A 14,461-nucleotide genomic window follows, 5' to 3' on the forward strand; every position below is an offset into this window, starting at 1 on the left:
TTTTAATCCTCTCTGCTTTCTTTACTATTTATTTCATCGTTAAGCCAGAAATATTCTCTTCCCCATTTAATGGCCACTTTTCTAGCTGCTTCAAAACCTAATTGAAAATTATATAAATCATTTGCTAATTCAGGATAATTAATTTTGGTTGCTGGATTATTAACTTTTATTATTTTAGTTAAACTTACTACCGATCTAGCAACTGCTTCTATATTCGTTGTACTTAATACAGACTGCACACGTCTATCTAAAGCTTCTCGAAAGTGTTCATCTTTACGCAAAAATGATAGATTTCTAAACAACGATTGTGCGTTTTCACTATCATACTCACGATCTCTTTCAATATCATTACCTTGCTCAAAAACAGAATAACATCGTAAGGCTGTAAAAATTGCTCGTTCTGAAACTGTTTGTTTACTATTTTCACCAAAGATATCTTTTTCTTTAATGTATTCAAATAGCAGTGGCCAAACGATAGTAGCTTGACGACTTAGAATAGAATTGGAACGTCTTAGAGCAGACAATATTGCTTTATCATTACCCCCTCGTTCATGCAATTTTTTTATAATTTTATTGGTATTTCTTTCAATATTTGTCACCAAAATAATCATTCCTCCTTAAAATTTATTATTTAATATGACGAAATACATTTAATTTATACCAGTTAAAAATAGTAAAAATGTTATTTATTCCACTTCCTTCTTCTTTCGAACTTTCTTGTCCAATGATATCTCTTGGAGAAGCATTTTTTAGAACTTCCTCAGCTTTCGTTATAGAAATCCTCTTTAATATTTCTTTCCATTCAATTGTCTTGTCAGCTCGTTCTTGATCATTTCTTAAACTTGCTAGCCAAGTAAGAAATGGAAGGTTTAAACTTTCATAAAATTTAATAGTCGAATTATCAGCAGAATCTGTTCCATTTAAACCTCTTAATTTACTAATATTATTAGTAAAAATCCAAAAATCTTTTCCTACTTGTTGAGTCAAATCAATCATATTTTCAATATCTTCTGGCCAATAGTCTTTTTTATTTTTATCAAAAAGTACATTTGCTTTAATCTTAAAGCAATCATTAACCTCAAATGTTGGTAACTGAGAAGAAGATTTGCCATCGCTAATTAATGTTGTAGTTCGCAAAGTTAAGGAAGTGTCTGTAGGAAGATATTCGTTATTTTGTACCTTTCTCAGCCATTTAATTATTTCTGGTTCATGCATATCTTCTAATTCCTCGGGATCTGTAGTTCTAACATATTGCCCAAAATTTCTCCACATTGCTTTTGTTAGATCAGTCAAATGCTTAGTAGCAGGATAAACCTCCCCTGTTTTTTTGTTTTTACGCCAAGTAGTCATTGGCTCAATAAAGGCTTCCGCACTATCCAATTTTGGCAAACCTGCAGTAAAAATAATAGGTTTTTCATTTATCCATTCAATATGCAGCATTCTTGACCATAACGTATATAAAGTACTAATTGAAAGATCGCGAGCGAAAGGCTCATCTTTTAGGAACTCAATATATTCAAATGCGTTTTCGAATTCCCAAAAAGGTTTTTCTTCTTTATATTCTTCTGAAAAAACCAAGTTCAACATTAAAGTCTGAAATAAGTTTTCACCTTGAGCAAATACGGGATTTAAACCATATAGCCAACCGCTAGATACCGGTTTATTAATTAGCTTTGTTTTATCAGTTACTCCTGTAAAGCTTTGATAAGTTAGGATCCAGCGCACTAATTGAGCTAAGTTTATCTCATTTTTAGTCTGTCTTGTTTTAGGTGAAAAAATTGATAGACTATTATTACTTTCAGAAATAGTTCTGTTTATTTGTTTAACATCAACCGTTCCCTTGGGACTTTTGATATTAACTTTTTTATTAGCTGGTACTTCCTGATCATAAACTTCCTTATTAACCTGATAGAATGGATCATCCCCAAAAAAATCAAACTTAGAACTATTTTCTTTTAAATATTGGAGAACCGACTTAGAGAATTGTCCATTTTTATATAAAAATTGCCACGTGTTTACTAAATCATCGTACTCATAATCTTCTTCCTCTGCTTCTTTAAGATGCATTTTTTCATCAAGAGTTAACCATTCATAATTTTTTCCATTTGCATCAACTCGAGAGTATACAGTAGTTAAAATAGCAACAAGTAAGCGTAATATTACTAAATCTTGACTCGCCATATCACCAGCTAAGCGCTGGTAACTAGCAGCATTTTCAAAAACTTCTAATAATGAAACTTCCTTGGGATTTCCATCTTTGTCCAAGACTTGAATCCAAGGCTCAGTGACAAGATTAAAACTTTTTTTATCCATCTTCCTCCTCCTTTTCGTACATTAATCCTAATTTTGAAGAAAATTTTAAGTTAAATCCGTTTAAAGTAGTTAAATTATTCTCATTAAACTCTAGTGCTAAAGCACCACATAACCAAATATCCTCTTTCCATTTATTATGTAAAGATTGCATATTAGTCTCCAATTCTCTAATTGTTTTATCAATTAGATCTTCAATTTTTGAACTATTTACTATTGCAAATGGTAATCGAATAGTTTGACCAGCTATTTCCTCACTGCTTACTTCTTCAATATTACGACCATCCATCAAAAAGGTTCCTTCACTAGTAGTTCTTAAAAGAATCACTTCAATAGTTTCTTTTATATCTCGAACACAAGCAGCAGCATGATTGTCATCGTTAACATTAATTTGTACATCACTTAACCAACCAAATAAATTATTTCTGTCTTTTTCATTCGGATTTCCTATTTGAAATACTCGTGCTTTATTCTTAGATTTTTTTAAATCCTTTTCAAACTTTGCCTCAGCTTCAGCAATATCTTTAATATCTTTATCTACCTTAGGATCATATACCTTTTGTACTAATGGAGATACATCGTCAGGAATATTAATCTTATTTTTTAGAAAATGATCGGTTTTCATTAATAAGTATTTTTCATAGATAAATTCATTTCCTTTCCCATAATCACCGTAGCCATTTATTCCTGTAATATACACTGTCGGCTTCGCTAAAGTTGTAGGTCGGGAAATTTTATGACGATGTAGTCTACCAATTCGCTGAATAATTAAATCTACTGGTGCAATATCAGTAAAAAGCACATCAAAATCAATATCTAGAGATTGCTCTAAAACTTGCGTTCCGATAACTATCATTTTTTGGGGACGCATGCCACCCTTTCCAATTTTCGCTTGAAGTCCTTCTTCAATTTTTTCACGCTCTGGTGCTAAATAAGCAGAATGTAAAAGTAATACTTCAATGTTTTCAGGGACTAATCTTGCTAAGTCTTGAGCTCGTTTAACGGTATTAACAACTATTCCAGCTATTCCGCCATCCTCTATTTCGGCAACTGCTTTATTAATAATTTTTTCTTCATTTCCATTAAAACGAACAACATTAATCGTTCTATTTTCATCATTCGCAATCGAAAACTCACTTACTTGTTCTAATTTGTTTCCATCCAGAATACTAAGTAAGGGATAGCCTTCATTAGCTTCCCAATTATCATTGGCTTTTATTTTTATACTGCCATATTTTCCTTTCAGATAAGCTTTTAACAAATCATTTCTTTTTTTCTTAGGTAAAGTTGCAGACAAAGCAATTACTGGTACATGATATGCTCCTAACCATTTAATAGCTTTCTCTAAATATGAACTCATATAAGAATCGTACGCGTGAAGTTCGTCAATTATTACCACTTTATCACTAAAGCCTAAGTGTCTTAGAAAAAGATGTTTTTGCTTTAAGGCAGTGAGTAAGAGATGATCAATTGTTCCAACTGCAAAATGGGATAAACTCGATTTTTTTCCCGCAAACCAACTATTAATTACTACCGCTCCATCTGTATCATCATAAATATTCTCGGCATAGGGTAATTTAGTATATGGTTTATTAAATTTTGCTTTACCTTGGAGCAATTTCACATCAGGATGTGCAGCTTGTTCTTTTGCTATACTATCAAGCCACTCTTTAACTCTTGAAAACATTGCGTTAGTTGTTGCTTGAGTTGGTAAACCCATATATAAGCCGGATTTTCCTTGCTTAAAGGCTAGTTGTTCGGCTGCTGTCAATGCTAGCTCGGTTTTGCCAATTCCAGTCGGTGCCTCAATAATAACTAAGCCTGGATCATTAGCTTGAGAAATTGTTTCTGACATTTCTTTTTGCACTGGACGAGGAATAAAATTAAACCTTAAGCGATATTGTTCATTAACAGAAGCAATCTTTTCTGGCATCCATCGATCACTAATATCCCATTTTTTAATTGCTTGATGATAACGTTCTTCCATATTCAATTCATCAAAATCTTCTTCTAACGAAATCAAGGGAAATAATGATATATTGCTATAATTAGTTAATTTTTCGCTAGAGGCAAGCCAGTCAGCCATGATTAACATTCCCTCTAAAATTACTGCTTGCGGCAAAGTAACCTCTGGAACATCCTTAATATCATTATAACCACACAATGCTAGTCCATATTTAAAAAGATTATTTTGAACAGACTTCCACTCATGTTGAATTTTAGTATCTGTGTCTCGGCCCCAAAGATTCGAAGCATAGATATTCAGTTGTTTAAAAGTGACATCTTTTTTTGGAGGTAAACCGTGATGGCCACCAATAATTGAACCTATTGATTCATTTAATCCAAAAGATTCCAGTAAAGTTTCACCAGCAATGGGATGAAGTGACTTACGGACTCTATAGTTATCCATGGAGATGGACGAAAAACCTGCTCTTCTTAATTTTTCATTTATATCCTCATCCAAATCTTTATTCCTTGGAAAGGACTGTTTATATTGAAAAGCTGGCGTGGCCTTACCAAAATCATGATAAAATCCCAAAAATCCTACCAGCTTTTGAGTATCTTCAGGAGAAAGATTTTGTTGCAAAATTTTTCTAGTACCTTCACTAATCCAGTTATTATAAAGCCACTGCATTACATTTTTAGTATCAATTAAATGCGCTACTAAAGGAAGCCAAAATTCTTGATCATCATGAACCGCTTTCTTTCCCCATAAAGCCTTAGTGGCCGGAAATAAGTTCACCATTAATTTCCATCTCCTTTTTGAATTCGCTTTCATTATATCACAGTTAGCTTACTTTACACTATATTATTATTTATTTTTCTTAAAACTCCACAGTTGTGGAGAATACTTTCCGAACTATACACTATATTCGGATCACCTTCACTTCTGTGAAGAACACCTTTTCTAATTATACTCCATTATTAATTTTTTAGATTATCCATCAGTAGTGATAAGTCCATCGCAAAACAAAAAGCGCTACTAGAGCGCTTAATGAATGAGATAAAACTTTTACCTTTGCTGAATTAGATTCAACTTTATTTTTGGAACAGAGATTAAAGGTTTGATTGTGCACTATACAATTTTTTAAATTCAGAATTATCGTGCACTACTTATTGCGCCATTTTGATAAAAAGCACTCAAATATAAATTATTTTTGCCACTATCGTAGGTTATATCCTCTTATGTGAAAAACACTTGGCTACTTCATCAGTCAAGTTAGCAGGAATAGCATTATCTCCACATACCTGGAGAACAGAACACTTAGAACAATTGCTATTAATGAGCGGCCATGAAAGATCACCTCCACTTACGTGGAGAACACAGTGCATTCTTCATAACTTCAAAGTCATCTTTAGGATTATCTCCACATATGTGGAGAACATTGAGTAATTGATGATTGTTGATCCCCTTGACCAGGATAATCTCCACTTACGTGGAGAACACATAAAACGCAAACATACGGTATGACAAGGTATAGGATCATCTCCACATGCGTGGAGAACACCATAAGTAATGAGTAACGATTATAGGCGCTATCAGGATCACCTCCACATACGTGGAGAATACAGAAGAAAGAACTCCTGATGCCTTGACAAATGAGGATCACCTCCACATACGTGGAGAATACGATTGGATTTAACCCATGTTTCAGGCTTGTAAGGGATCACCTCCACATACGTGGAGAATACGATTTTTTGCTGCTAAGCCAAAAGAAGATGTAAGGATCACCTCCACTTACGTGGAGAATACAGTGACGAACTTAGTAACCGTTCCTGGTGGACGGGATCACCTCCACATACGTGGAGAATACTTAATGGACGTGCTCCAGTTTGTGATGGATTAAGGATCACCTCCACATACGTGGAGAATACTTCTACCATTGATCTTCCTGAAATTGCAATTGAGGATCACCTCCACATACGTGGAGAATACAGTTATGATGATGTTCTTTTACTTAAGCCTAAAGGATCACCTCCACATACGTGGAGAATACTTTTCTTGTTGAGCAATCTTAGCTTGCTCAAGAGGATCACCTCCACATACGTGGAGAATACACCGAGTGTAGACCTGAAAGCTCACGAAAATAAGGATCACCTCCACATACGTGGAGAATACTTGATACTCTTGAAAAAGCCGCTGAGAACATGAGGATCACCTCCACATACGTGGAGAATACATGGAGTATGGAAGAACAGCCAAACAGACTATAGGATCACCTCCACATACGTGGAGAATACACTAAAAGATCCTTGATATGATGCCATTCTCTAATTCAAATAATATCATTTTCAATTAGTTTCTATCAACTAAGAATCAAGTGTTTAACCTACATTTGACCCCAGCAAAAAGACCAAATACCATCTCATGATATTTGGTCGTGCTTATCTTATTTTATCCGATTACTATTTTCTAGGCGTTCAATTCTTTTATCCAAAGGTGGATGATCGGAGAAAAGGCGGCTAATCCAATTATGAGCACTCGGAAAATTAAAATACAAATGTTGTAGGGCTAAATCTTGAGAGCCAATTTGCGGGGTACTCTCTCCTTCTTCTAGTTTTTCAAGTTTAGACAGAGCAGAAATTAAGCCACTTGGTTCACGTGTCAAATCAACTGAACCAATATCTGCCAAATACTCTCTCTGACGTGATACTAGTAAAAATAGCAACTTTGCTATAGGAATTCCAATAATAGAAATAATTCCACCTACAATAATCAAAAATAAGGCAAAGAATTTGATAAGAAGACCTAACAAACCTTTATTCTCACTAGTTAATACAGTCCATCCAAATACAACGATTCCTACACCAGTCATTGTAATTAAACTGGTTAGCGCACTCGCTAAAACTGTAATACGAGTATCGTAGTTTCGAATATGAGAAAGTTCATGGCCAATGACACCTTGAACTTCTTTTTTATTCATCATATTCAATAGTCCCTGCGTTAAAGCTAAACTTGCATGTTGTGGATCACGTCCGGTAGCAAAAGCATTCGGCGCCTGATCAGGAGTAATATATAATTTTGGAACTGGCAGCCCACCTGCTAAACAGAGTTCTTCAACTAATTCATAAATTTGGGGCTCTGTTTCTTTAGTAATTTCAACAGCATTTGTTACTTTCATAAGATGGCGAGTTGCATCAAAATAGACGTGTGCAATGTAAATTAAACCTATAACAAAGAAAGCTCCTCCAACATAAACTGTAAAAAGCATTCCCAGAAAAATACTTATTATTAGTATCAACAAGGTGTATAGACCTAAAATAATCCAAGTATTTCGTTTATTCTGTTCAATTTGTTTATAAAGCATTATATTCACTCCAAGTACTATTCAGAATCATTTTACCTCTTTTAAAAACAAGTTAACAGCCAAATTTATTCTTATTATTTATAGGTATTTTAAGGTTAAGAGTTATTAAAACTCATTAAAAATGTTAGTATTTATTTTGGGATTTATTATTACATTGGGATTTTCTTAGTCTATTCTCCACGGATGTGGAGATGATCCTATGCCCAGCCCGGTTTGTAGCCATGCAGTTTACTATTCTCCACGGATGTGGAGATGATCCTGGAAATCTGAACATTGATATTGATTCGGGAAACTATTCTCCACGGATGTGGAGATGATCCTCACTGTCTGGCTCTTTCAATTTCAATCCGACACTATTCTCCACGGATGTGGAGATGATCCTTCTAGACGAACATTTAAACGACGACGGTAGCGCTATTCTCCACGGATGTGGAGGTGATCCTTTAGCTAGTTTTATGGGTGGCTTATTCATGCGCTATTCTCCACAGTCGTGGAGGCAATACAAAATCTAACTAAGTACATTAATATTTTCCCATAATTATCCATATTAAAAAAATAGTCCCTTGAACAAAAGGACTATCTTTTTATCTATAAATACTAACTTGCCAAATAAACCTTAATTACTAATTCCAAATTTTTACCATCCCAATGGAAAGTTTTTACACGACCAAATAAAAGATTTCCTGCATCAATTAAGCGACTAAATATCAAATTATGTTCGTGTGGAACATAGCCCAGTTTCAGGCCAGAAGGTGTAGTAACAGAAATTGCATTCTTATCGTATTTATTATCTGCTTCACGCATTAGTAAAACTGGGTCGTTTTCCTTTAAGCGAGGAACTATCCTATCTTCTAAATGCAAATAGTCCGAACCACGTACCTCACATCCATATAGAAATGTACTATGACTTTCTCCAGATTGTTTATAGTATATCTTTTTTAATTCAGTCATTTGATTTTCCAAATTACTAATTCGATCCATCAAATCTGTAATTAAAATATCATCATTTCTGTACATACTCATTACATTTACTCTTTCTATTGAATAATTTTAGGCTTATTTTGTCCGTTCGTCGGAAACTCTAGTAGACTGTTTACCTCAATGATCTTATGATAAAGTATTATTTGATTTTTCAAATTCCGCAGCAGCTTGCTCGAAAGCCTGTGGTAAAAAGATAGAAATATTAAACTAAAGAAGGTTTTCGCTCATGATATTAACACCTAAAGAACTGGAGGGTGTGTTAGTGTATGTTGATTATGCACCGTTGCCAATATTGAAAAGTAATGCTACAAACGAACAAAAGATAATTTATGCTAATTATATCATTGAGCGATTAAATGAAAATAAAATAGATACACCATTTTTTAGTAAGAATACAAGTAATAATTAAATATCGACCTACGTAGGTCTTTAAACAAACTATTTCTATGTATTTTCGATGAGAGATGAGATTGTATAAGCCTTATGAAAGCATAGCACAATGAAAAGAAAAGAATTCGAAAAGTTTGGAAATATACATCAAAGGGAGTGCATCTCCACATACGTGGAGAATACGAAATACTTACGCTAGGTACCATGTGTACAGCAGGATCATCTCCACCTACGTGGAGAACATAATTATTTGCGTTCTCGTGCATTCATCAATTCAGGATCATCTCCACCTACGTGGAGAACATGAGTAAAGTCAAAAAGCTAAAAGGTACTATTGAGGATCATCTCCACCTACGTGGAGAACATCTACAATGCGAATGAGAGGGTAGCTAAGCCATTGGGATCATCTCCACCTACGTGGAGAACATCAGAGATTCATCAAATCTATCTCCCTCGTTTAAGGATCATCTCCACCTACGTGGAGAACATACTAAATATTCTTTGTTCCTATCACATTCATAGTTTATAATACGACAATTTTTCATTAGTTTTACTAAATTCATAAAGGCTTATTAAAAAATAATGATTTCAAAAATCATTTATATATTTTTTTGTTCATGGTTTTAACGCAAGTGATTACTGCTTCAATTAATAAAGGCAGTACACCTTTTAATTATATTTAATTTTCAAATCGCAAATAATCAATATTATGTAATTATACTGTACAAAATATCCTAAGTTTCATTTTCTATTCTTTGCATCCTTATCAACCATTGCTAGTGAATCACGGACAAATAAATTTACTCCCTTAAAAATAATTAATTATCTTCCAAGCAAATGAGTTTTAAGTATATTCTTTAAGGCGTCTCCTGAAGCCACTCTTATATCTGGGGTATCTTCTTGGCCGTTCCGAATATCTAAGATGACTTGTGCATTAATAATCCCTTTTTTCTCTAATCTATGCAAAAAGTAATCTACATCAAAAGTCGTAATAACATCATCAGCATAGTCTTCTCCGGTAATTCGGAATTCATAATCATCAACACTTTTTATCAATCTTTCATTAAAATTATGGGTAACTAGGTAATAGTAAACTTCCTGAATATCCTCCAAATTATTAGCTACAAATTGACTTAAAGCTAAATTATAAAGTATTGTTAAATTAATCATGTAATTACTTGCATAGGGTGTAAATAAATCATTTTCTTGTAAATCAAGAAAATCTTGTCTCATTTTTTTCTTGATTTTATCATCAGAAAAGATCCCGGCTACATTCAGATAATAATCTATTCTTTCTGTTCCTACATCTTCTCCTATTTCTTTTATCACTTGTCGTGCTGCATGTCCCTGAGGATGCTGGTCAAAATCACGTAAGTTATAGCACAACCTGTAGCCTAAATTACTATCATAGATATATGAACAAATTTTTTTCCAATTATCTTTAAAGTTAGACACATACCGTTCTAACCATTGTTGATCAAGATAATCTATAAAGGCATTCCCATCAGAAATAAAAGCTCCAATAATTGTATTAGGATTTATTTCCATATCTTGAGAAATAGATGTTTTTATTAAATTTTTATACGAAGAAGCCACTCTATCATACAGCTCTTCAATATTTTCAAAAGTTCCTCTGATAGTTTGAAACCGATTCATTTCTTTTCTATCTTCAGTAGTGATATTTACTCTTCTTCCATCTTCAGAGTAATATAAATTTTTCTTAAATTTATACACATCTTTTATTTGAGCCAATACATCATCTTCAATCTTGGGATCTTCTTCAAAAATAAATTTATCATACTCCTCTTTAAAATTATCAGATAATTCTATTCCTTTTTCTTTCTCATACTCTTCTAATCCATAGTCCTTTTCTAGCATGTAATCATCAATATTTTTCAAATCAATGATATTAACCGTTGACTTCCATTCGTCTCCTTCTGTTTTTTTAGTAAAAATTATAGGAGTCTCTTCTAATGCTTTGTCTACAGTTCTTTGATTTCTTGTATCATTAGTAAATTCAAAACCTGCATTGCAGAAACCTACATAATCAACTCCCTTATCTTTAAAATAAGGCAAAATAAAATTTGTCAGCAAGTATTTTTTACTCTCAACTGTAGCTATTGACGAATATAAGTAATAATAATCGATGATAGCAATACTGCTTCCACTATATTTTCTTCAGCGCCATTCACCAAGAAACAATATGCCTCTGCAATTATCTTTTTTTCTTCTTTTTCATCTTCAGTACTTAAGCTTAAAGTCGACTTATATACTCCATGATCATAATCTATATCTTTTACTTCGTAATTTTCTAACGTTAGTACTTCTTCTTTTATTTCCTTATCTGTGAACGTAACGTTGGTATTTTTCCTATCCATGGTTTTTTCTCCATTTATTTTTTCCTCCACAAGCTGTAGAGATCACTTAATTTTAATCCTTTAATTAAAGGATCACCTCTATCAATTATAGAGATCACTGGCAATATCGTTCTCTATCTATGAGAACAGTTTAACTATAGCAGTAATTTCAAAAAATATCAAACTTAATAAAAGGATTAGATTTTTTACTTACTGCGTTATCCGTACAAAAATTTATTTTCAATAATGAATTTTGGGTACATAATTTTTCCTGTTTAGATCTTTTTTCCTTAAAGGGTTATCAAGCCAATGAAAATAAGGATCTCCTTATTTAAATGACTGAATTAAATTTCACATTTCTCGTTCTTATTGACATTTTTCTAATAACTATAATGTACAATTAAGAGAAAATAGTATTATTTAAAATGTTTATTTCTATAAAAACTGGAGTATTTAATTATTTTTAATAATTTAATTTATACAAGGTCAGGTGATTATTAATATGAAAACAACCCTCAATATTAATAGAAAGGCCACTTTACAACGAATTAGATCATTCTTTAATTACAATTATCCTAATTATCTTAATCTGAGTGATCTTACAAATTATGAATTAAAATCTATTGATTATACTCAACCATATGTTACCCAAACTAGACGAACTGATGCTTTAGAAAAATTGATTACCCAACAAATTGAGGCAAATTTGATTGTCATGAGTGTTCAACAGGCAATTAATAAATGTCCCGATCGACCACATGCACCCTATAAAACTATACTTACTGAACGATACTTAAAATTTAATTCAGCATGGCAAATTGCGTTAAAGGTCCAATACAGTTCTTCCCAATATAATAAATTACAAAATAGTGCTCTTTTATTATTTGCCCAAAAATTCCTTATACAGCAATTCGTCAATAAAGTTAGTGAAAATTCCATTATCGATTTACATATTTATGAAGACAGGGATACAGACTATAAAACTGCTCATAAAGACTTGAAATAAGCTGTAGATAATTCTTATCTATCTTACAGAATAAATTTTCAACTATGTACAAAAAGGTGCTAACAGAAAATAATTATCAAATTAATATATTTTAAATGCGAAATCAAACCACATCTCATTTACATCATTTCATAAGTTTCACTATCGTTTAAATAACCATGTCTCATTACTATTGGCTAATCCTTATCTGCATATTTAATATATTCCTCCATTTTTTTGAATTTTCTTTTTTCGACTTCTTTTTTAAAAGCAAAAAATGCTCCAATAACTGTAAGATAAATAAAGCCTAGCCCAAATCCGCATACTAAACCTTTCCACAAATTTACAGTCTTCCCAAGTAGTAATTTTATAAAAACAGAAATAATCTGACTATAATATCTAAATATAAAAAGATTCACTACAGTAATAAACAAAGAGGCCTCAGAAAATAGATTTATATTTGACCTAAATGAAATTTCTGTTTTTAAATCGATAAAATCGTCTATACTCTTATCTCTTAATACTTTTAAATTATAAATAATATTCGTTCCATTTTTCTCTCCATTATCAACTTGTCGTAAAAAAGTTCTAACTTTGATGGATCTTTCAATATTTCAGTTACCAAACTTATATCAAAATATGCAGGATTTTTTGAAAATAATGTATAAAAGTTACTGATTTCGTCATTTATAAATTTTGATGTATAGGTTCCTAATAAACATCCTGGAAATAAGTATAAGACAATATCTATTGCAAACAACCATATATACCCATAGATTAATACCAATGAAAGATTCCTGTAATTTAGCTTTGCAACAATAAATGCTCCAAGTCCCAGTACCATTGCCAAGCCACCAAAAATCCATGGAATCACAAAAGGCCACTTTTTATATATTCCATTGAATAAATTTATAACGTGTCCTCCTAATAAAAAATAGATAGTTATAATACCTACACTACAAATTGTATAGACACAAAAACCAATAAAATTCATGATCCATCTTGTCTCTACAAAAAAATAAATTATCATGAAATAAATTATTGGAATAATTTGATTTATTAAACTATATCGATTGATTTTTTTAAGATTTAAACTTTCCATATTTAAGTCTCCAATTTCTAAGCCAGATTAATAACAAAATTATCTTTTTTAAGCACCAGGTGCAAATGTTGTATTAAAAAAATGCATGAAGCCATTCATTTTATTTACCTCATTTCTGATTTACCGTTTTAATTTTCCAATTGTGTTTTTAAATCATCAATTGCAGATTTTCTATTTAAAATTGAATAATAATCTGTTTTCATCAAAATAGCCTTTACTTTATCAGGAACTTCATTTTTATTGCATCAAATTCTGCTTTTAAGTGCGGACCAACCATTAAAGCATCAATTTTATCAGCGTATTCTCCTAATTCTGCTTCACTTCTAGCTTGAATTTTATAATCTAAGCCTGCCTTCCTAGCACTTTTTCTCATATTTGCTGCCATAAAACCTGATGAAGCACCTGAACCACAAATCAATAAAATATTCTTACTCATTTTGAATTTCTCCTATAATCAATTATTTCTTTTTCTCTTTACATGTTTATAGCATTAAATTAACCGCTTACATTAAATTCATCTTTTGCACCGTAGGAGTGCAATTTAGTGATCTATTCATAGCTACGTCTTTTTTAGCAAAAACAGCCAAGAGATCTTTTTATCCCTTGACTGTTCAGTAAATTAATATCTAGTATATTTTTAAATTATAATTTTCACCTAGCTAGTCTAATACAATTTCGTTGTGCATCCAATTAAAAATTCATATTTCTGAGTTAGGTTCTCCCATGATAGTATCACTCAATTAATAGAAACTCCTGTCCCAACAAATAGCACTAATTGGTCATCGTGCTGAGCTTCCATTATCTTAACCAAGTTTATACTATATAATTAAAACCTCAATCTCTAACATGGAAAAAAGTAAAGTTCGTAAAAAGAATTAATTCATTCTAAGGTTAAAGGATAGTATTTATGTTTTTTATAGATACCCTTAAAAATATCTATTTTAAATTAATGTAATTTCTAACCCATATCATTTATTTAGATAAAAACTAAATAAATATACATTTAAAATGTATTTTTGATATAATA

At 32.0% G+C, this 14,461-nt stretch carries 11 protein-coding genes and 1 pseudogene; 2 read left to right on the top strand and 10 right to left on the bottom strand.

From position 1 onward, the window contains the following. Positions 1-2: 2 nt before the first annotated feature. From casB to GTO82_RS05610, 5 genes are all read right to left on the bottom strand, one after another. On the bottom strand, positions 3-599 hold the full coding sequence (casB, locus tag GTO82_RS05590; protein WP_180872826.1) for a type I-E CRISPR-associated protein Cse2/CasB: 597 nt from the start codon (positions 597-599) through the stop codon (positions 3-5). Between the two features lie 28 nt (positions 600-627). Further along, positions 628-2,313, bottom strand: a complete 1,686-nt coding sequence (locus GTO82_RS05595) for a type I-E CRISPR-associated protein Cse1/CasA (RefSeq protein ID WP_180872827.1) — start codon at positions 2,311-2,313, stop codon at positions 628-630. Then, complete coding sequence (gene cas3, locus GTO82_RS05600) at positions 2,306-5,056, bottom strand: CRISPR-associated helicase Cas3' (RefSeq protein ID WP_180872828.1); 2,751 nt, start codon at positions 5,054-5,056, stop codon at positions 2,306-2,308. Before cas3 ends, GTO82_RS05595 begins: the two co-directional genes overlap by 8 nt. A gap of 1,645 nt (positions 5,057-6,701) precedes the next feature. Continuing rightward, the gene (locus GTO82_RS05605; RefSeq protein ID WP_180872829.1) at positions 6,702-7,619 is read right to left on the bottom strand and encodes a M48 family metallopeptidase; all 918 of its coding nucleotides are present in this window, start codon (positions 7,617-7,619) and stop codon (positions 6,702-6,704) included. A gap of 597 nt (positions 7,620-8,216) precedes the next feature. Next, positions 8,217-8,642, bottom strand: a complete 426-nt coding sequence (locus GTO82_RS05610) for an HIRAN domain-containing protein (RefSeq protein WP_180872830.1) — start codon at positions 8,640-8,642, stop codon at positions 8,217-8,219. A gap of 184 nt (positions 8,643-8,826) precedes the next feature. Between GTO82_RS05610 and GTO82_RS05615 the strand changes: the two genes are divergently transcribed. Continuing rightward, positions 8,827-9,009: a hypothetical protein gene (locus GTO82_RS05615; protein ID WP_127795546.1), complete on the top strand. Its 183-nt coding sequence runs from the start codon at positions 8,827-8,829 to the stop codon at positions 9,007-9,009. A gap of 803 nt (positions 9,010-9,812) precedes the next feature. Here GTO82_RS05615 and GTO82_RS05620 read toward each other — a convergent pair. Next, entirely contained in the window at positions 9,813-11,084 is a 1,272-nt protein-coding gene (locus tag GTO82_RS05620; RefSeq protein ID WP_260983127.1) for a hypothetical protein, read from the bottom strand. A 23-nt stretch (positions 11,085-11,107) separates the two neighbouring features. Then, a complete protein-coding gene (locus tag GTO82_RS09755; protein WP_260983128.1) occupies positions 11,108-11,368 on the bottom strand; it encodes a hypothetical protein in 261 nt (86 codons plus the stop codon). A gap of 481 nt (positions 11,369-11,849) precedes the next feature. On the opposite strand from GTO82_RS09755, the gene GTO82_RS05625 reads away from it, so the two are divergent. Further along, positions 11,850-12,353 (top strand): ArpU family phage packaging/lysis transcriptional regulator, encoded by a 504-nt coding sequence (locus tag GTO82_RS05625; protein WP_127795545.1) that lies wholly within the window; start codon positions 11,850-11,852, stop codon positions 12,351-12,353. A gap of 176 nt (positions 12,354-12,529) precedes the next feature. On the opposite strand, the gene GTO82_RS05630 is transcribed toward GTO82_RS05625, so the two are convergent. From GTO82_RS05630 to GTO82_RS05640, 3 genes and pseudogenes are all read right to left on the bottom strand, one after another. After that, the gene (locus tag GTO82_RS05630; protein ID WP_180872831.1) at positions 12,530-12,673 is read right to left on the bottom strand and encodes a hypothetical protein; all 144 of its coding nucleotides are present in this window, start codon (positions 12,671-12,673) and stop codon (positions 12,530-12,532) included. 185 nt (positions 12,674-12,858) lie between these two features. Then, on the bottom strand, positions 12,859-13,434 hold the full coding sequence (locus GTO82_RS05635) for a hypothetical protein (RefSeq protein ID WP_180872832.1): 576 nt from the start codon (positions 13,432-13,434) through the stop codon (positions 12,859-12,861). 128 nt (positions 13,435-13,562) lie between these two features. After that, a pseudogene (locus GTO82_RS05640) lies at positions 13,563-13,870 on the bottom strand (PTS sugar transporter subunit IIB). Positions 13,871-14,461 lie beyond the last annotated feature (591 nt).

Origin of the sequence: Lactobacillus johnsonii (assembly GCF_013487865.1) — a bacterium.
Lineage (GTDB): Bacteria > Bacillota > Bacilli > Lactobacillales > Lactobacillaceae > Lactobacillus > Lactobacillus johnsonii_A.